This is a genomic window from Microbacterium sp. str. 'China', from assembly GCF_002993305.1.
GTDB classification, from domain to species: domain Bacteria; phylum Actinomycetota; class Actinomycetes; order Actinomycetales; family Microbacteriaceae; genus Microbacterium; species Microbacterium paraoxydans.
The window spans coordinates 3212992-3231639 of sequence record NZ_CP027434.1 but is presented as its reverse complement, the minus strand read 5'-3'; the positions used below and the strand labels follow the sequence as shown (position 1 = coordinate 3231639).

General features: G+C 72.0%; 13 protein-coding genes. 5 read left to right on the top strand and 8 right to left on the bottom strand.

Annotated features, from left to right (window positions below; all coding sequences use genetic code 11):
* Window positions 1-356: 356 nt before the first annotated feature.
* Window positions 357-1055 carry an NRDE family protein gene (locus C6C15_RS15715; RefSeq protein WP_105950581.1) on the bottom strand — a complete coding sequence of 233 codons (699 nt, stop codon included), beginning with the start codon at window positions 1053-1055 and terminating at the stop codon, window positions 357-359.
* An 87-nt stretch (window positions 1056-1142) separates the two neighbouring features.
* On the opposite strand from C6C15_RS15715, the gene coaBC reads away from it, so the two are divergent.
* Window positions 1143-2342 (top strand): bifunctional phosphopantothenoylcysteine decarboxylase/phosphopantothenate--cysteine ligase CoaBC, encoded by a 1200-nt coding sequence (gene coaBC / locus C6C15_RS15710; RefSeq protein ID WP_105950580.1) that lies wholly within the window; start codon window positions 1143-1145, stop codon window positions 2340-2342.
* A gap of 85 nt (window positions 2343-2427) precedes the next feature.
* Window positions 2428-4641 (top strand): ATP-dependent Clp protease ATP-binding subunit, encoded by a 2214-nt coding sequence (locus tag C6C15_RS15705; RefSeq protein WP_082750120.1) that lies wholly within the window; start codon window positions 2428-2430, stop codon window positions 4639-4641.
* A gap of 68 nt (window positions 4642-4709) precedes the next feature.
* Here the strand turns inward: C6C15_RS15705 and C6C15_RS15700 are convergent, their stop codons facing one another.
* Window positions 4710-5297: a nitroreductase family protein gene (locus tag C6C15_RS15700; RefSeq protein ID WP_025104923.1), complete on the bottom strand. Its 588-nt coding sequence runs from the start codon at window positions 5295-5297 to the stop codon at window positions 4710-4712.
* Between the two features lie 99 nt (window positions 5298-5396).
* Window positions 5397-6305, bottom strand: coding sequence for a LysR substrate-binding domain-containing protein (locus tag C6C15_RS15695; RefSeq protein ID WP_025104922.1), 909 nt, complete (start codon window positions 6303-6305; stop codon window positions 5397-5399).
* 137 nt (window positions 6306-6442) lie between these two features.
* Here C6C15_RS15695 and C6C15_RS15690 point away from each other — a divergent pair, with 137 nt between their 5' ends.
* Window positions 6443-9898: a bifunctional proline dehydrogenase/L-glutamate gamma-semialdehyde dehydrogenase gene (locus C6C15_RS15690; RefSeq protein WP_105950579.1), complete on the top strand. Its 3456-nt coding sequence runs from the start codon at window positions 6443-6445 to the stop codon at window positions 9896-9898.
* Between the two features lie 84 nt (window positions 9899-9982).
* On the opposite strand, the gene C6C15_RS15685 is transcribed toward C6C15_RS15690, so the two are convergent.
* The 5 genes from C6C15_RS15685 to C6C15_RS15665 all read right to left on the bottom strand — a co-directional run bounded on the left by C6C15_RS15685 (window position 9983) and on the right by C6C15_RS15665 (window position 15212).
* Window positions 9983-11065, bottom strand: coding sequence for an ABC transporter permease (locus C6C15_RS15685; protein WP_105950578.1), 1083 nt, complete (start codon window positions 11063-11065; stop codon window positions 9983-9985).
* On the bottom strand, window positions 11062-11946 hold the full coding sequence (locus C6C15_RS15680) for an ABC transporter ATP-binding protein (protein ID WP_105950850.1): 885 nt from the start codon (window positions 11944-11946) through the stop codon (window positions 11062-11064). The genes C6C15_RS15685 and C6C15_RS15680 overlap by 4 nt, the downstream gene beginning before the upstream one ends.
* Before the next feature lie 106 nt (window positions 11947-12052).
* Complete coding sequence (locus C6C15_RS15675; protein ID WP_105950577.1) at window positions 12053-13234, bottom strand: benzoate/H(+) symporter BenE family transporter; 1182 nt, start codon at window positions 13232-13234, stop codon at window positions 12053-12055.
* A gap of 38 nt (window positions 13235-13272) precedes the next feature.
* Window positions 13273-13962: a response regulator gene (locus C6C15_RS15670; protein WP_105950576.1), complete on the bottom strand. Its 690-nt coding sequence runs from the start codon at window positions 13960-13962 to the stop codon at window positions 13273-13275.
* Window positions 13959-15212, bottom strand: a complete 1254-nt coding sequence (locus C6C15_RS15665) for a sensor histidine kinase (protein WP_105950575.1) — start codon at window positions 15210-15212, stop codon at window positions 13959-13961. The genes C6C15_RS15670 and C6C15_RS15665 overlap by 4 nt, the downstream gene beginning before the upstream one ends.
* A 191-nt stretch (window positions 15213-15403) precedes the next feature.
* Between C6C15_RS15665 and C6C15_RS15660 the strand changes: the two genes are divergently transcribed.
* Both C6C15_RS15660 and C6C15_RS15655 read left to right on the top strand, forming a co-directional pair.
* The gene (locus C6C15_RS15660; protein WP_158698576.1) at window positions 15404-17416 is read left to right on the top strand and encodes a carboxypeptidase-like regulatory domain-containing protein; all 2013 of its coding nucleotides are present in this window, start codon (window positions 15404-15406) and stop codon (window positions 17414-17416) included.
* 31 nt (window positions 17417-17447) lie between these two features.
* Window positions 17448-18635, top strand: a complete 1188-nt coding sequence (locus tag C6C15_RS15655) for an MFS transporter (protein WP_234024168.1) — start codon at window positions 17448-17450, stop codon at window positions 18633-18635.
* Window positions 18636-18648: the final 13 nt, after the last annotated feature.

The following is an 18648-nucleotide window of genomic DNA, read 5'->3' as shown; positions in this document are numbered from 1 at the left end:
CCCCGCTGTCGTGCGGGATCAAAAACGCGCGGCACCGAGCCGGATCCGGAGCGTTGACCGTCCCGCATCAGGCCGAACGGTCCCGCGACAGGCCGCGGCATTCTGGTCCAGCCCGCGCCGGCGGGCATCGCACGGCACGTCCGCAGGGTGCTCGTCGAGCCGAGAGTCGATCGCCCGCATCGGTGCGGGATCAGGAAGGCCCCGCGGGATGGACGGCCGGGTGCGTTTTCGATCCTGCGCGGGAAGCGGCGGGCCGGGCGGGATCAGAAAGGGGCCGCGGGCGGAGGGCGGGGGCGCGGTTTTGATCCCGCGGCGCGAGGGGTGGAGAGGTGGAGAGGGGAGAGGGAAAGAGGGGGTCAGAGCCAGTGGGCGGGGGAGGGGAGGGTGACGTCGCGGACGTCGACCCCGGCGGGCGTGATCGTGGCGACCGCGTAGAGGAGGGACTGTGTCGGGTACCCGTGCGGGCGGTTGTCGCGGATGATGGCGCGGTCGTCTTCCGGGGGCAGGTCCGCGGAGGCTCCGAGGAGCGCGGTCCACTCGGTCGCCCAGTCGGCGCTCGCCGCGGCGGGCCCGAGCGCCCGGAACTCCGGGAGCCACGCGGCGATGCGCGGGGTCCCCTCGTCGTCGAGGTCGTCGTGGGCGATCATGTGGGTCCCGGGCTCGATCGGGGTCTCCCGCAACTCGGCACCGTCCCACGAGAGCACTCGCGCGCCCTCCGGACCGACTTCGAGCAGATTGAAGCCGTGCATCGGCGGGGCTCCCTGCGGAGAGCGACCGGTGACCGCGGCGAGCGGAAGGGTCCCGCGGGAGACGGCCGCGGTCGCGGAGAGGTCCTGCACGTCGGCGCGGTTGAGGAGCACGGCGAGGCGTCGTTCGGCGGGGTTCACGGCGAGCCAGGCCCCACCGGCGCGGCGGTCGCGGATGCCGATCACTCCCGGGTACTCCTCGGGCCACCACGGGCCGAGAGCATCCCACTCCCGGGCCGGGTCCTCGTCGCGGACGGCCAGCAGCCGCGCGGAACCCGCGGCCTCGACATCGATCACCACCGTGCACACGCCTCCGAGTCTAGGTCGGCCGGGACGGGCGGGGACGGATCCGCACGCGACGGCCCGGGCGTCCGGACCCTGGGGCAGAATCGAGGCGTGAACATCGTCGTGGGAGTCACGGGCGGCATCGCCGCGTACAAAACGGTGCACCTCGTGCGCCTGCTCACCAAGGCCGGTCACGACGTGACCGTCGTGCCCACGGAGGATGCGCTGCGCTTCGTGGGCCTGCCGACCTGGGAGGCGCTGAGCCGGCACCCGGTGACGACGAGCGTGCACGAGGATGTCGCCCGCGTGCGGCACGTCGCGCTGGGGCAGGGGGCGGACCTCGTCGTGATCGCCCCGGCGACGGCGAACTCCCTCGCGAAGATGGCCGCGGGCCTCGCCGACGACCTCCTCGGCACGACGCTGCTCGCGACCGAGGCGCCCGTGCTCGTCGCCCCCGCGATGCACGCGGAGATGTGGCGGAACCCCGCCACGCAGGCGAACATGGCCACGCTCCGGGACCGCGGCGTGCACGTGGTCGGCCCCGCCGACGGCGAACTGGCCGGCGGCGACAGCGGCCCCGGTCGCATGGTCGAGCCCGAGGAGATCCTCGCCGCTGTCCAGGCGCTGCTGGCCCCGGGCGACCTCGCAGGCGTGCGGGTCGTCGTCTCGGCGGGCGGCACGCGGGAGCCCATCGATCCGGTGCGCTTCCTCGGCAACCGGAGCAGCGGCCGCCAGGGGGTCGCGCTCGCGGCGGAGGCGGCGGCGCGCGGCGCGGAGGTGGTGCTCGTCGCGGCGAACGTCTCCGGGGATGTGCTCGCGGAGGCCCGCCACCCGCACATCCGGATCGTGCGGGTCGGCACAGCCGCCGAGCTGTCCGCGGCGACGAAGGAGGAGGCGGCGACGGCCGACGTCGTGTTGATGGCGGCGGCGGTGGCCGACTACCGTCCGGTCGAGGTCTCCGCCCGCAAGCTCACCAAGGACCGTGGCGGCGTCGGCACGATCGAACTCGTCGAGAACGAGGACATCGTCGCCGCGCTCGTCGACATCCGGCGGGAAGGGCAGCTCATCGTCGCGTTCGCGGCGGAGACCCCGGAGGACGAGGCCGAGCTGCTCGCCCGTGCCCGCGGCAAGCAGGAGCGCAAGGGGGTCGACCTGCTGGTGGTGAACGAGGTCGGCTGGGAGCAGGGTTTTGAGCGTGGCGAGAACGCCGTGCACATCCTCGGTCGCGGAGGGGCCCTGGCGCGGACCGCGGCCGGGACCAAGCGCGAGGTGGCGGCGGCCGTCTGGGACGAGGTCGCCCGCGAGAGGTGAGAGGTGGTGGAGCCGCGCACCACCGAATGCTAAACTTGAGTCAACCAAACTCAACTTTCAGAAGGAGCATCTCCAGGAGGAGCGCATGACCACCCCGCAGACCGGATCCCCGAACCAGGAACAGCAGTCCGCCCTCGAGCAGTTCGGCATCAACCTGACCGACCGTGCCCGCGAGGGCAAGCTCGACCCCGTCATCGGACGGGACAGTGAGATCCGGCGCGTCAGCCAGGTGCTCACCCGCCGCACCAAGAACAACCCGGTGCTGATCGGTGAGCCCGGCGTCGGCAAGACCGCGGTGGTCGAAGGCCTCGCGCAGCGCATCGTCGCGGGCGACGTCGCCGAGTCCCTCAAGGACAAGGAGCTCGTCTCGCTCGACATCTCCGCGCTCGTCGCGGGTGCGATGTACCGCGGCCAGTTCGAGGAGCGCCTGAAGCAGGTGCTCAAGGAGATCACCGAGTCGGACGGCCAGGTCATCACGTTCATCGACGAGCTGCACGTGCTCATGGGCGCGGGCGGCGGCGAGGGCTCGGTCGCGGCCTCGAACATGCTCAAGCCGATGCTGGCCCGCGGCGAGCTGCGGCTCATCGGCGCCACCACGCTCAACGAGTACCGCGAGTTCATCGAGAAGGACGCCGCCCTCGAGCGACGCTTCCAGCAGGTGTACGTGGGCGAGCCGACGGTCGAGGACACGATCGCGATCCTCCGCGGGCTCAAGGGGCGTTATGAGGCGCACCACGGGGTGACCATCTCCGACAGCGCGCTCGTGGCCGCGGCCTCCCTCTCCAACCGCTACCTGCCCGCGCGGCAGCTGCCGGACAAGGCCATCGACCTGATCGACGAGTCGATGTCTCGTCTGAAGATGGAGATCGACTCCTCTCCCGTCGAGATCGACCAGCTCAAGCGTCAGGTCGACCGGCTGAAGCTGGAGGAGCTCGCGCTCAAGCGGGAGAAGGACGCCGCGTCCAAGGAGCGTCTCGGCACCCTCCGCGAGCACCTCGTCGAACTCGAGAAGGAGCTGGCCGGACTCGAGGCCCGCTGGGCGCGGGAGCGGCAGGGCCTGAACCGGGTCGGAGAGCTGAAGAAGCAGCTCGACGACGCGATCACCCAGCGCGACCTCGCCATGCGCAACGCCGACTACACGAAGGCGTCGAAGCTCGAGTACGAGACGATCAAGCGCCTGGAGCGCGACATCGCCGAAGCCGAGCAGGCCGAGGCCACCGCCTCGAGCGAACCGCGCATGGTGAACGAGCAGGTCACCGAGGAGGACATCGCGGCCGTGATCGCGGCCTGGACCGGCATTCCCGTCGGGCGGCTGCTGCAGGGGGAGAGCGAGAAGCTCCTGCACCTGGAGAACGAGCTCGGCAAGCGCCTCATCGGCCAGAAGGACGCCGTCAAGGCCGTGTCCGACGCGGTGCGCCGCTCGCGCGCGGGCATCAGCGATCCCGGTCGCCCCACCGGCTCGTTCCTGTTCCTCGGCCCGACCGGCGTCGGGAAGACCGAGCTGGCCAAGGCGCTCGCGCAGTTCCTCTTCGACGACGAGCACGCCATGGTGCGCATCGACATGTCGGAGTACGGCGAGAAGCACTCGGTCTCCCGGCTCGTCGGCGCCCCTCCCGGGTACGTCGGCTACGAGCAGGGCGGTCAGCTGACCGAGGCCGTGCGCCGTCGTCCGTACAGCGTGATCCTGCTCGACGAGGTCGAGAAGGCGCACCCCGAGGTGTTCGACGTGCTGCTGCAGGTGCTCGACGACGGACGGCTGACGGACGGGCAGGGGCGCACGGTCGACTTCTCGAACGTGATCCTCATCCTGACCTCCAACCTGGGCTCGCCGATCCTCATCGACCCCGTGCTCTCCGTGGAGGAGAAGCGGGAGCAGGTGATGGCCCTCGTGCGCCAGGCGTTCCGGCCGGAGTTCCTCAACCGTCTCGACGACATCGTGATGTTCCAGGCGCTCACCGAAGACGACCTCGCGCAGATCGTGGAGCTGTCGGTCGACCAGCTGCACGACCGGCTGCGCGACCGTCGCCTCACGCTCGCGGTCACTCCCGGGGCGCGGTCGTGGCTGGCCGAGCGCGGGTACGACCCGGTGTTCGGCGCCCGCCCGCTGCGTCGCCTCATCCAGACCGAGGTGCAGAACAAGCTGGCGACCGCCCTCCTCTCGGGTGGCGTGCACGACGGCGACACCGTCCGGGTGGACGTGGCGGCCGACGGCACGGGCCTCGTGCTCACCGCGACGACGCCGGAGCCGGAGCCCGAGGACGAGGACGACGTGATCGAGGCCGAGCTGCTCGACGACTGAGCGGCATCGGCACACGGCGAAAAGGCCCGGTATGCATCACGCATACCGGGCCTTTCGTGTGTCGATGCTCAGGCGCTGAGGACGACCGTCTCCGCGATCGGACGGCGCACCCGCGGGGCGACCTCGCGCTCCTGCAGCACCTCCGGCAGAGCCTCGATGTCGCCGAACTCGCCGACGGCGATGACGGTGGCGGGGGTGAAGCGGGGCTCGAGGTCGGCGAACTCGCGGACGACCTCGGGGTCGAAGCCGCTCATCTGGTGCACGACGAGGCCGTCGTGGTGGGCCTGCACGGAGAAGTGCGCCACGGCCTGGCCGAGGTCGTAGAACGCGTGGCTGATCGGCGTGCCGTCGGCGGTCGCGGTCTCGGCGATCGCGACGACGAGGACGGCCGCGTTGCCGGCCCAGGCCTGGTTGAAGCCCATGAGCGCGTCGACGATCTGGGCGTGCAGCGCGGTGCCGCGGCGGGCGACGATGAAGCGCCAGGGCTGGATGTTGTTGGCGGAGGGGCTCCAGCGGGCGGCCTCGAGGGCGGTGGCGAGCTTGGCCTCGTCGATCGGGTGCTGCGCGTCGTACGCGCGGGGGCTCCAGCGGCCGGCGAGGACGTCGAGGACGGGGTGCTCGGTCGGGGCGGTGCGGTCGATGACGGGAGTGCTCACGGAAGTGCCTTTCGGACGGAGGGGATCGGACGCCGTCGTCCGGGTACACGGGGGATGAACCGATGCATGTGCATGCATATTCCCGGAAGTCGGTTCGCGTCAGTCCAGGAGGTTGCGGGAGGCGGCGTCGGCGAGCGCGGCGCGGACGGCGCGGATCGACGGGGCGTCCGCGGAGACCCGGCGCGCGGAGGAGAAGATCTCCCGGCGCGGCTCCTGCGGGAGCGGGGCGAGGTCGACAGTCGGGGTGTCGCCGGCCCACACGAGCTCGGGGAGCAGCCCGACCGCGAGTCCCGCGTGGATGAGCCGGACGTGCGCGGTGAGGTCGGCCAGCTCGAAGCGCACGTCGGGCTCGAACCCGGCGGTGCGGCAGAGCTGCTCGGCCCACGCGCGGGAGGCGGTCCCGGCGGGTTCGAGCACCCACGGCTCGGCGCGGGTCGCCCACAGGGCAGCGACGGGATCGGCGGATTCCGACGCTCCCGGACGCCGGGCGAGGGCGATGGCGTCGTGGGCGAGCACCACGCGGTCGAGGTCGGCGTGGATGGGACGCGTATGGCCCGGATACTGCTCCGCGAGGATGAGGTCGTAGTCGCGGCTCGAGACGCCCACCAGCCCGGACTCCGGATCCCGCTCGGTCACCTCGACGCGCAGGGCGGGGTGGCGCGCGCCGAGGGCTGCGAGGGCGCGGGGCAGCAGGGAGTGCGCGGTGGACTGGAACACCGCGAGGCGCACGGTGCCGGTCACCTCGGTGAGCGATTCGGCGACGGCGACCTGGGCGTGCTCGAGCTGATCGAGGATGCCGATGGCCTCGGCCACCAGGACGTTCCCCTGCGGCGTGAACTGCACGCCGCGACCGACCCGACGCAGCAGCGGCACCCCGACATCACGCTCCAGCGCGGCGAGCTGCTGCGACACGGAGGCCTTGCTGTACGACAGCGCATCCGCCACGGCGGAGAGGGTCCCGCGACGCGACAGCTCCACGAGCAGACGCAGGCGATGGACGTCGAGCACGGCGGTTCCGATCGTTCGGGAAGAGTGAACAGAATCCACTCGAATCGGTTGATAGACGGAGCCTACCGACCGGCTGGACAATGATCCAGCCGCACACGACACCCGGGTGTGCGAGGCCGAGGAAGGTACCCCGCTTCATGACCGTCATCGACGACACCACCCCCCGCACCGAAGAGGTCGCCGCGCTCGTGCAGCGCTGGCTCGCCGAGAGCGAGACCCACCCGGTCGAGCCGGCCGCCCAGCGCCTGTCCGAAGTGCTCAAGGATCCGAACGGCCTCGCCTTCACGGTCGGCTTCGTCGACGGCGTCATGCGTCCGGAGGATCTGCGGGTCGCCGGCCGCAAGCTCGCCGAGCTGTCCGACATCACGCCCACGCTGCTGCCCGGCTACCTCCGTGCCGCCATCAAGGCCGGCGGGTTCTGGGCGCCGAAGCTCCCGAACGTCGTCGTCCCGATCTCGCGGCGCGTGCTGCGGGCCATGGTGGGCCACCTCGTGCTCGACGCCACGCCGTCCAAGCTCGGCCCCGCGATCGCCAAGCTCCGCAAGACCGGCAACCGTCTGAACCTGAACCTCCTCGGCGAGGCCGTGCTCGGCGAGCGCGAGGCGGGCCGCCGACTGCAGGGCACGTACGACTTCCTCGCCCGTCCGGACGTCGACTACGTCTCGATCAAGGTCTCGAGCGTCGTCAGCCAGCTCTCCATGTGGTCGTTCGACGAGGCCGTCGCCGACGTCGTAGAGAAGCTCACCCCGCTGTACCGGCTCGCGGCGAAGGCCGAGGCGAAGGGCGCCCGCACCGGGACCCAGAAGTTCATCAACCTCGACATGGAGGAGTACCGCGATCTCGACCTGACGATCGCGGCCTTCACGAGCATCCTCGACCAGCCCGGCCTGGAAGACCTCGAGGCCGGCATCGTGCTGCAGGCCTACCTGCCCGATGCGCTCGGCGCCATGCAGCGTCTCCAGGAGTGGGCCGCCGCACGCCGCGCCAAGGGCGGAGCGCCGATCAAGGTGCGCGTGGTCAAGGGCGCGAACCTCGCGATGGAGGAGGTCGACGCGAAGGTGCACGGCTGGCCGCTCGCGACCTACGGCACCAAGCAGGACTCCGACACGAACTACAAGCGCGTGCTCGACTGGGCGATGACGCCCGAGCGGCTCGACGCCGTGCGCATCGGCGTCGCCGGTCACAACCTCTTCGACATCGCCTACACCTGGCTGCTCGCGAAGGCCCGCGGTGTGACCGAGGCCGTGGAGTACGAGATGCTGCTCGGCATGGCGACCGGGCAGGCCGAGGCCGTCCGCAAGGACGTCGGCCGCCTCCTGCTCTACACGCCGGTCGTGAACCCGGCGGAGTTCGATGTCGCGATCGCGTACCTCGTGCGGCGCCTCGAGGAGAACGCGAGCCCCGAGAACTTCATGTCCGCCGTGTTCGAGCTGGCGTCGAACCCGACTCTGCTCGCCCGCGAGCGGGAGCGCTTCGAGCGCTCTCTCGCCGCGCTCGTCGCCGACCCGTCGGTTCCCGCCCCGAACCGCACGCAGGACCGCACGGCCCCGCGCCCTGACGGCACCACGGACGGCTTCGCGAACGAGCCCGACACCGATCCGGCGCTCGCCGCGAACCGTGCCTGGGGCCGGGAGATCCTGCAGCGCTCGGCGTCGTCGACGCTCGGCCGGGACGCGATCGCGGCCGCCCGCATCGAGACCGACGCCGAGCTGGACGCCGTGTTCGCCGCCGCCACGTCCGCCGCCGAGAGATGGGCGGCGCTCCCCGCCGCCGAGCGCGCCGCCGTCCTGCACCGCGCGGGCGACGAGCTCGCCGCCCGCCGCGGCGCGCTGCTGGAGATCATGGCGCACGAGGCCGGCAAGACCATCGCGGAAGCCGATCCCGAGGTCAGCGAGGCGATCGACTTCGCGCACTACTACGCCGAGCGGGCGAAGGACCTCGAGGCCATCCCCGGCGCCGAGTTCGTGCCGTCGAAGGTGACCGTGGTCACGCCGCCGTGGAACTTCCCCGTGGCGATCCCCGCCGGCGGAGTCCTCGCCGGCCTCGCCTCCGGATCCGGCGTGATCATCAAGCCCGCGAAGCTCACCCAGCGGTGCGGCGCCGTGATGGTCGAGGCGCTGTGGGCCGCAGGTGTCCCGCGCGATCTGCTCGCTCTCGTCGACCTCGCCTCCCGCGACCTCGGCACCCGCCTGGTCGCGAGTCCCCAGGTCGACCGGGTCATCCTCACCGGGGCCTACGAGACCGCGCAGCTGTTCCGCTCCTTCCGGGCCGACCTGCCGCTGCTGGCCGAGACCAGCGGCAAGAACGCCATCATCGTGACGCCGTCGGCCGACCTCGACCTCGCGGCCGCCGACGTCGCCCGCAGCGCGTTCGGCCACGCCGGGCAGAAGTGCTCGGCCGCGTCGCTGGCGATCCTCGTCGGGTCGGTGGCCGACTCGAAGCGCTTCGAGCGGCAGCTCGTGGACGCGGTCACCTCGATGCGCGTCGGGCTTCCCGACGACCCCGCCACGCAGATGGGGCCGATCATCGAGCCCGCGAACGGCAAGCTCCTCACCGCGCTCACCACGCTCGACAAGGGCGAGCGCTGGCTCGTGGAGCCCCGGAAGCTCGACGACGAGGGGAAGCAGTGGACGCCGGGGGTGAAGGCCGGCGTGCGCGAGGGCTCGTACTTCCACCTGACCGAGTTCTTCGGACCCGTGCTCGGCATCATGCACGCGAAGGACCTCGACGAGGCCATCCGGCTGCAGAACGCCGTCGACTACGGCCTCACCGCGGGGCTGCACTCGCTGGACTCCGCCGAGGTCGCGACCTGGCTGGACCGCGTCGAGGCCGGCAACCTGTACGTGAACCGGGGCATCACCGGCGCCATCGTGCAGCGCCAGCCGTTCGGCGGCTGGAAGCGCTCGGCCGTGGGCGCCGGAGCCAAGGCCGGCGGCCCGAACTACCTCTTCGGTCTCGGTGAGTGGCGTGCGGGCGAGCTGCCCGCCGCGGCTCCGGGTGCGGCGGTGACCCCGGCCGTGACCGGGCTGCTGGAGGCGGCTGCGCCTGAGCTCGACCCCGTGGGCATCGAGTGGCTGCACCGCGCCGCGGCCGCCGATGAGCGCGCGTGGATCGACGAGTTCGGCGCCGTGAGCGACAAGTCCGGACTCGGCGTCGAGCGCAACGTGTTCCGGTACCGTCCGGTGGCGGTCGACGTGCGTATCGCCGAGGACGCGCCGTTGGCCGAGGGAGTCCGCGTGCTCGCCGCGGCACTGCGCAGCGGCAGCCCCTTCACCGTGTCGGCCGCGTCGCTGCCGTCCCGCGTGGAGAAGGCGCTCAAGGCCCAGGGCGTGTCCGTGAAGACCGAGTCCGATGCCGCGTGGACGAAGCGCTACGCGAAGGGCGCCCGGTCGTGGCAGCGGGTGCGGCTCGTCGGTGGCGATGCCGCCGCGCTGCACACGGCCCTCGACGGCAGCCCCGACGTCGCGGTGTGGTCCCACGCCGTGACCGGAGCGGGCCGGGTCGAGATGCTCCCGTTCCTGCACGAGCAGGCCGTGTCGATCACCAACCACCGCTTCGGCAACCCCACCACCCTCTCCGACGGCCTCCTCTGACACCGAGACCCCGGGCACACGCCGAGACCCCCTGCTGCACACGCGTGCAGCAGGGGGTCTCGACGCGAAGGCGGGGTCCCGGGATCAGCCGCGCAGAGCCTCGGCGAGCTTCACGCGCGAGCCCATCCGGAGCAGGGAGTTCTCGTAGATCTTCGCGCCGACGACGATCGCCGCGACGCAGCTCGCCAGGAGGATCGCGAGGCTCAGGAGCGGCTCCCACCACTGCGCTTCGCCGACGAACAAGCGCATCGGCATGCCGACCGGAGCCGAGAACGGCACGTACGACATGATCGTCAGCACCAGCGGGTTGTCGTTGAACACGATCACCAGCACGTACGGCGCCATGATGAGCATCGTGATGGGGGTCGTCGTCGATCCGATGTCCTCCTGCCGGGAGACCATGGAGGCCGCCGCCGCGAACATCGCCGCGAGCAGGATGAACCCGAAGAGGAAGAACACCGCGAACCAGATGATGGGGGCGCCCAGGGTGGTCAGCACCTCGCGCTGACCCGTCACGATGAGCCCTATGGTGGCGACGGCCGCGAGGGCGAGGATCTGCCCCATCGCGAGCACCGTGTTGCCGATCACCTTGCCGGCGAGCAGCGTGCGCGCCGGGATCGCCGACAGCAGCACCTCCACGACCCGGGTCTGCTTCTCCTCGACCACACTCTGCGCGATGGTGCCGCCGAAGGTCGCCGCGGCCATCATGAAGACGAGACCGAAGGCGATCGCGATGAAGTAGCGCAGCAGCGGGTTGGTGGTGACCGGTTCGAGGATCACGACCTCGGGGGACAGCGACAGCGCGGACACGAGCGATCCGGGGGCGTCCTCCAGCGCGACGATCGTGTAGCCCGCGGCGTTGTCCCCCGCGAGCACCGCCGCATCGACGTCCCCCTCGCGGACCAGCTCCTCGGCCTCGGCGCGAGAGGCGACCTCGGTCACCTCGACGTCGGGCAGTGCGGACACGGCGGTCGCGGTCTCCGAGGTCACGGCCACCGGCATGGCGTCGTTGTTCTGACTCGCGAAGCCGCCGAACAGCACGCCGGCGAGGGCGATGAGCAGCAGGATGCCGGTCGAGATCAGGAACGCCTTGCTGCGGAGCTTGGAGCCGATCTCCCGCTCGGCGACCAGCCAGATCCCGTTCCGTGCGGGGGTCGAGGCATTCACTGGATGACCTCCTTGAAGATCTGGGCGAGGGAGGGGTGCTTGGGCGCGAAGCTCGCGACGTCGCCGCGCGCGACCGCCGACTGCAGCACGCGCTGGGCGGTGTCGGGGCCGTCCGCGTCGAAGAGCGCGTAGCCGCCCTCGAAGTCGACGACCGTGACCCCGGGCTCGGTGCGCAGCCACCCGGCGTCGCCCGCGGAGATGAGCTCGTACCGGTCGCGGGCGTGCTCGGCGCGGAGCCCGTCCCGGGACCCGGCGGCACGGATGGTGCCCCCCGCGAGGATGACGAGGTCGTCGCAGAGACGCTCGACCACGTCCAGCTGATGGGAGGAGAAGAGGATCGAGGCGCCGCGGGCCGCGCTGGCCTGCAGGACTCCGGCGACGACGTCCACCGCGAGGGGGTCCAGGCCGGAGAAGGGCTCGTCGAGGATCAGCACCTCGGGGTCGTGCACGAGCGACGCGGCGATCTGCGCCCGCTGCTGGTTGCCCAGCGACAGCGATTCGATCGTGTCGTCGAGGCGCTCGCCGAGTCCGAGCTCCGTGAGCAGCGCGGTCGCCCGCTCCGTCGCCTCCGGCTTGCTGAACCCGTGCAGTCGGGCGAGGTAGACGATCTGCTCCCGCACCTTCATCTTCGGGTACAGGCCGCGCTCCTCGGGCATGTACCCGAAGCGGCGGCGGTCGGCGGTGGTGAGGGGCGTCCCGTCGAGGTCGACTCGTCCGCCGTCCGACGACAGCAGACCGAGGATGATGCGCATGGTCGTGGTCTTGCCGGCGCCGTTGCCGCCGACGAAGCCGGTGAGCCGGCCCGGCGCGACCGTGAACGACACGTCGTCCAGCACCCGGCGGCTGCCGTAGCTCTTGGTGATGCCGGAGAGTTCCAGCAGTCCGGTGGTCATGTCGTGGTGCTCCGTCCGAAGGTGATCCGCATGACCTTCACGCTATTGAGCGCGGGCGGGGCGGGGCATCCCCCGCAGGGGGGACGGCGACGGATCAGCCGCGGGACGGACGGCCGGCGTGCAGCACCGTGCGCACGAGCAGGCCGGCGACCAGTGCCCAGAACGCCGCGCTCACCCCGAGCACGGCGATGCCGGAGGCCGCGACGAGGAACGTGACGACCGCGGGGAGGCGCTCGCCGGGGTCGTCGATCGCCTGCTGGACGGCCGCGCCGAAGGCGCCGAACAGCGCCAGCCCCGCGACCGCCGGGATCACCGCCGTCGGGGCGAGCACGACGAGCGTGGCGAAGGCGGCGGAGAACGCGCCCAGCACGAGATAGGACGCCCCCGTCGAGACCCCGGCGAGCCAGCGCCGGTCCGGATCGGGGTCCGCGTCAGGGGACGCGGCGAGGGCCGCGCTGATGGCGGCGAGGTTGATCGCGTGACCGCCCGCCGGAGCGCCGACGGCGGTGCCGAGACCTGTCACGAGCATCGCCGGACGCCACGGGACCTCGTAGCCGAAGCTGCGCATGATCGCGATACCAGGCACGTTCTGCGACGCCATGGTCACGATGAACAGCGGCAGCGCGATGCCGACCAGGGCCCCGACGGTGAAGGCCGGCATCGTCAGCTCGAACCGCGGCAGGAGGACGGCTGGGTCGACCGGGGTCCCTGCGGAGACCAGCGAGACGGCGACGACCGCAGCCGCGGCGACGAAGGCCAGCGGCACGGCCCACCGGGGAGCCAGCCGGGCGAAGACCAGCCAGGTCAGCACGACCGGGAGCACGCCCCACGGATTCGCGACGACCCCCGTGATCGGGGCGAGGCAGAGCGGCAGCAGCACCCCCGCCAGCATGGCCTGCGCGATCGACGGAGGGATCCGGGCGATCAAAGCTCCGAGCGCGGGCCAGAGCGCCGTGAGGAGGATGAGGGCCGCGGTCACGAGGAAGGCTCCGACGGCAGCGGGCCAGCCGCCCTCGACGCTGCCGGTCGCCACGAGCAGGGCGGCACCGGGAGTGGACCACGCGGCCGTGATCGGCATCCGGTAGCGCCAGGCCAGCACGATGCAGGCGAGCCCCATCGCGAGGCTCACGGCGAGGAGTCCGCTGGCTGCCTGCGCCGCCGACGCGCCGACGGCGTCGAGGCCCGTGAGCACCACCGCGAACGAGCTCGTGAACCCCACGAGCGCCGTGACGATCCCGGCGACGATCGGACGGGACACGGGGACGGCGGCGGGCATGGCTCCGAGAGTATCGCGGGGGAGCGGTCCGCCTCCGGTCAGGCCAGCCCCATCCGATGCGCGAGCACGACGGCCTGCACGCGGTCCCTGGCGCCGAGCTTCTGCAGGATGCGGGAGACGTGGGTCTTCACGGTGGCCTCCCCGATGAAGAGGGCGCGGGCGATCTCGGCGTTGCTGCGGGCGTCGGCGAGCAGGGTCAGCACCTCGGCCTCCCGCTCGGTCAGCGGTTCCGCGAGGACGGGGGCCGCGGGCGCCTTCGCCACCGCGCGGGCGGGAGCGGCGTCGGCCTCCGCAGTCGCTCCGGCGAAGCGGGTGAGGACCCGGCGCGTCACCTCGGGTGCCAGCATGCCGTCCCCGGCCGCGAGCGCGCGCACTGCGGAGATGAGGTCCTCGGCGCCCGCGTTCTTGAGGAGGAATCCGCTCGCGCCGGCTTCGAGCGCCTGATAGAGGTAGTCGTCGCGATCGAACGTCGTCACGATCGCGATCGCGGCGCTCACCGAGGGATCGGCCACGAGCCGGCGCGTCGCCTCGATCCCGTCCATGTCGGGCATCTGCACGTCCATCGTGATGACGTCAGGGCGCAGGTCGGCGGCCTGCGCGACGGCCTCCGCCCCGGTCGAGGCTTCGCCGACGACGGTGATGTCGGGCTGGGTGTCGAGGATCGTGCGGAAACCGGCGCGGAGGAGGGCGTGGTCGTCGACGAGGAGCACCCGGATCGGCGCGGTCACCGGGCGTCCTCCGGCAGGAACGCGCCGAGCGGCACCCGCGCTCGCACCCGCACCCCGCCGGGCGCGCGCGGAGCGATCTCGAACGTGCCGCCGGAGGCCGCGGCGCGCTCCCGCATCCCGAGCTGGCCGAGGCCGGGACGCAGCTGGGCGATGGCGCGACCGGTGTTCACGACCTCGACCTCCACGCCGTCCTCGTCGTAGCGCACGCGCACGTCCGCCGTCGCCCCCGGCCCGGCGTGCCGACGGGCGTTGGTCAGCGACTCCTGCGCGATCCGGTAGAGGTTCACGGCGACGAGCGAGGGCACCGGCACCGGATCGCCGATCACGGTGTACGCGGTGGGGAGACCCGCCTCGGCCGATGCCTCCGCCAGGGCGGCGATGTCGTCGAGGGAGACGGTCGATGCCGGCTCGGTCGCGTCGCCGCCGGGGGTCCGCAGAGTCTCCAGCAGCTGGCGCAGCTCCTGGATCGCGTCCCGCGCGGAGGACTCGATCCCGGAGAGGATGCGCGCCGACTGGGCCGGATCGTTCTCGAGCACGAGGCGCGCGGCGCCCGCCTGCACCCCCATGACCGACACGTGGTGGGCGACGACGTCGTGCAGCTCCCGGGCGATCCGCACCCGGTCGAGGGCCACCGCCTGTGCCGCCGTGACCTCGCGCTCGCGCTCCAGTTCGCGGGTGCGCTCCTCCAGCACGGTGCGCTGCTCGGCCGCCGCCCAGGAGCGCTCGCCGAAGTAGTAGGCGCCGCCGAAGTACAGGACGTTGAGGAGGATCTGGATGAGCATGAAGGCCACATAGGGCGACATGGCGCCGGCGACGACGTCCGCCTTGTCCGCCTCGCTGATCGCGTCGCGGTACATGGTGATGAGGAGCCACACGAACATGCCCACGATGATCGCGACACGGACGACGAGCGCCTTCCGGCGGTCGTTCATCCAGGCGCCGACCGTGTAGAGCGCGATGAACATCGCGATGTTGCCGACGTAGATCTCGGGTACCCGGATCGTCACGGCCGTGAAGTACGCCAGCGACACCACGACGGCGACGGTGCCGGGCCAGCGCCGGCGGAACCCGAGCGGCGCCGCCACGACGACGGCGTAGACGAGGGCCGTCCACAGCGGGGCCTGTTCGTCGCCGTAGACCTGGGCGATGGAGGAGAGCGCCGCGCTGAGGATCGCCCCGACGAAGAGGACGAGCGCGAGGAGGAGATCGCCGCGCTGATCGCGCAGGGTCGGCGTCCGGGTGAAGGCCATCCCTCCACCGTAGGGCGGGGGCCGTCGCGCGGCATCCCCCGCGCGGCGGACGCGCCCTCCTGTGATCTGCCTATTCCTTTCCGATGCGTCGATCGTCTACCTTCGGAGAAGGCATTGCCGCGGGATCGGCAGCGCTCGAGGTCGACCGTGACAGCATCGGGCTGCGCCGGCCTCCTCCGGAGGGTGGGGACATGGCGCGACGACGCGCGTTCTTTCGGTCGATCATGGGTGGGGCCGCGGCCCTCGCACTCGCACTGGGCGGCGCGACCGCAGCCGGTGCCGCGTCAGGAGGATCGCTGGCGGGGACGGTGACGGCGGAGGCGGACGGTTCGCCTCTCGCGGGCGTCACCGTCTCGGTGTCGACCGACGACGCGTCGGTCTTCGAATCCACGATGACCGATGCCACGGGTGCGTACCTCGTGCCGGACCTTCCGGCGGGGGAGTACGTCGTGGCCTTCGACGCCTCCGGGACGGACTTCATCCCCGAGTTCTGGGACGATGCGTCGTCGCGTGCGGCCGCGCAGCGTCTCATCGTCGCCGAAGGGGATTCCGTCGTGGGAGTGGACGCGGCCCTCGCACTCGGCGGGGCGATCGCCGGCATCGTGAGGCATCAGGCGGACGGCTCTCCACTCGAAGGCGTGACCGTACGGGCGGAGTCCGCCGACTATTCCGTGTCGGCGTTCGCGTCGACGGACGCGGACGGTGCCTACCGGCTCGCCGCTCTCCCCGCGGGTGACTACCGCGTCCGCTTCGAACCGGCGGACCCGACGCTCTCCGCCGAGTTCTGGGAGGATGCCTACGACGAGAGCAGGGCGAAAGCGGTCCATGTCACCGCGGGGCAGAGCACCGAGCGAGTGGATGCCTACCTCGCCGAGCTCGGTGTCATCCAGGGCACGATGACGTTGGCGGCCGACGACTCGCCCGTTCCCGGATGGGTGACCGCCAGCGACGCCACGACGGGGCTCACGCTGCAGGCGGACGTCGCGCCGGACGGGTCCTACTCCCTCACCGTCCCGCCAGGGCGGTACGTCGTTGCGTTCGTCCCCGACGGCGGACGGGGTATCCGCGAGTACTGGAAGAACGCGCGGCGAGAGGAAGATGCGACGACCATCGCCGTCGCCCAGGGGCAGATCGTCTCGGACATCGACGCGACCCTCGACTCGAGCGGGATGATCACCGGCGTGGTGCGCACGTCCGGCGCGCTGTCCGGCGACGCGATCGTGGAGGCGTACAGCGGGGACACCCTTGTCGGCATGGCCTACACGCAGCCCGACGGCTCGTACCGCCTGGCCGTCCCCGCCGGGACCTACATCGTGCGGGCCACGGCGAACGTGTACGACATGATTTTCGCCCCGCAGTTCTTCGACGGCGTCGCGACCCGGGCCGAGGCGACCCCTGTCGTGCTCGCCGCGGGCGGCGATCGCGCGGGAGTGGACTTCGACCTCGCGACGGGCGGCGCGATCGGCGGGAACGTCTCGACCGCGGACGGCGCTGCGGTCTCCGGGGCGACGGTCACGGCCCTGCTGTGGACGGCGTCCGGATGGCAGGAGGTTGCGGCCCTCGACACGGAAGGATCCTTCGTCTTGGGTGCGGGATCCACCCCCGAGACTCCGGGTGGCTCGCTGCCCGCGGGGGTCTACACGCTGCGGGTGGAGATGGCAGGCTACTGCACCGCGTACTTCGGCGGTGCGGAGTCGCTCCTCGGGGCGGGCACGTTCCGTCTGGAGTCCGGCGCGGTCCTGTCGGCACGGGATGTGATGTTGTCCTCGGAGTGCACGGCACCGCAATCGCCCCCCGCGCTGGCCCTGTCACAGGAGTCGATCCTCGCCGGGGAAGTACTGAAGATCTCGGGGTCCGGTTTCGCGCCCGGAGAGGCCGTCGTGATCGAACTCCGCTCGGAGCCGACCGAACTCGGAGAGCTCGTAGCGGGGATCGACGGCGCGTTCTCGGACGACTTCCGCATTCCCGCGGGGCTCCCGGCGGGAAGTCACACCGTGGTCGCGCTGAATGCGCAAGGGGATGTGGTGGCGAGCGCGGCCCTGAACGTCGTGGCAGGAGCCTCGGGTGGAGCGTCGACGCCACCGCAGGGTCAGGACGACCTCGCAGCCACCGGGGGAGAGCTCCCGTCGTTCGCCGTGACCATGGCCGCGGGGCTCCTCCTCGCAGGAGGCATGCTCCTCCGACGCCGTCGGCAGCAGGGCTGAAGGGTCCGTCGCAGGTCTGCCAGGATCAGGTGTGACCTCCTCGACGCGCCCGCGCCTGGCACCGCTCTACCTCGCCGGATTCACCACCGCGTTCGGCGCGCACGGCATCGCAGCCGCCCTGGGCGCCGAGACCGAGGACATCGGCTGGACGCTGCTGGCGTTCGGCTTCACGCTCGCGCTGTACGACCTTGCGGAGGTGCTGCTCAAGCCGCTCTTCGGGGCGCTCAGCGACCGGGTCGGGGTGCGTCCCGTGATCCTCGGCGGGCTGCTGGCCTTCGCCGCGTTCTCGGTGGTCGGAGCGCTGGCCCCCGGCATGATCGGCCTCGTGATCGCGCGCTTCGGCCAGGGGGCGGCGGCCTCGGCGTTCTCCCCGGCCTCGTCCGCCGCGGTGGCGCGGTTGACGGACGAGGCGTCGCGTGGCCGGTACTTCGGCCGCTACGGCTCCTGGAAGAGTCTCGGATACGCGCTCGGTCCCCTGCTCGGTGCGCTCCTCGTGGTGGCGGGCGGGATCCCGGCGCTGTTCTGGGCCCTGGCCGTGCTCGGGCTGGCCGCGGCCGGATGGGTGCTGGTCGCCGTCCCGGTCGTGCCCGTGCTGCCCCGGAAACGGGTGACCCTCGTCGACCTCGGCCGGGAGATCCTCGCCCCGGGATTCCTCGTCCCGACGCTGGTGCTGGCGGCGACGACCGGCGCGCTCGCCGTGGCCGTCGGCTTCCTCCCCCTGCTCGGCCGGGAGGCCGGACTCGGCACCGTGGGCAGCATGGCGATCGTCACGGTACTGGCGGTCGTGTCGAGCATCGTGCAGCCGCTGGTCGGGGCGGCGCACGACCGTGGCCGGCTCTCGGTCCGCCTCGGGGCGGTCGGCGGGCTGCTTCTCATCGGCGTCGGCATCGCTCTCTCGGCGCTGTGGGTGACGCCTGTCGTGTTGTGCCTCACGGGTGTGCTGGTCGGCGCGGGGGTGGGGCTGGCCACCCCGGTGGCGTTCTCGCACCTCGCGGCATCGACGCCCGCCGAACGCATGGGACGCACGATGGGTAGTGCGGAACTGGGCCGGGAGCTGGGCGATGCGGGTGGCCCGCTCGTCGCGGGGGCTGTGGCGACGGCGACGGTACCGGCGGTCGGGATCGGCGTCATCGCGGCGCTCACGGCGGGGGCGGGCGCCCTGGCTCTCCTCGGTCTCCGACCGCCGCGTGCCGACGCCCGTCCGAGTGGGGCCGCCTGACCGCGGCGGCCCG

What these genes read in the sequence shown, in the direction of transcription:
- C6C15_RS15675 (WP_105950577.1), bottom strand. Translation starts at nt 13,234, where the DNA reads ATGCCCGCCGCCGTCCCCGTGTCCCGTCCGATCGTCGCCGGGATCGTC.
- C6C15_RS15690 (WP_105950579.1), top strand. Translation starts at nt 6,443, where the DNA reads ATGACCGTCATCGACGACACCACCCCCCGCACCGAAGAGGTCGCCGCG.
- C6C15_RS15665 (WP_105950575.1), bottom strand. Translation starts at nt 15,212, where the DNA reads ATGGCCTTCACCCGGACGCCGACCCTGCGCGATCAGCGCGGCGATCTC.
- C6C15_RS15705 (WP_082750120.1), top strand. Translation starts at nt 2,428, where the DNA reads ATGACCACCCCGCAGACCGGATCCCCGAACCAGGAACAGCAGTCCGCC.
- C6C15_RS15660 (WP_158698576.1), top strand. Translation starts at nt 15,404, where the DNA reads ATGGCGCGACGACGCGCGTTCTTTCGGTCGATCATGGGTGGGGCCGCG.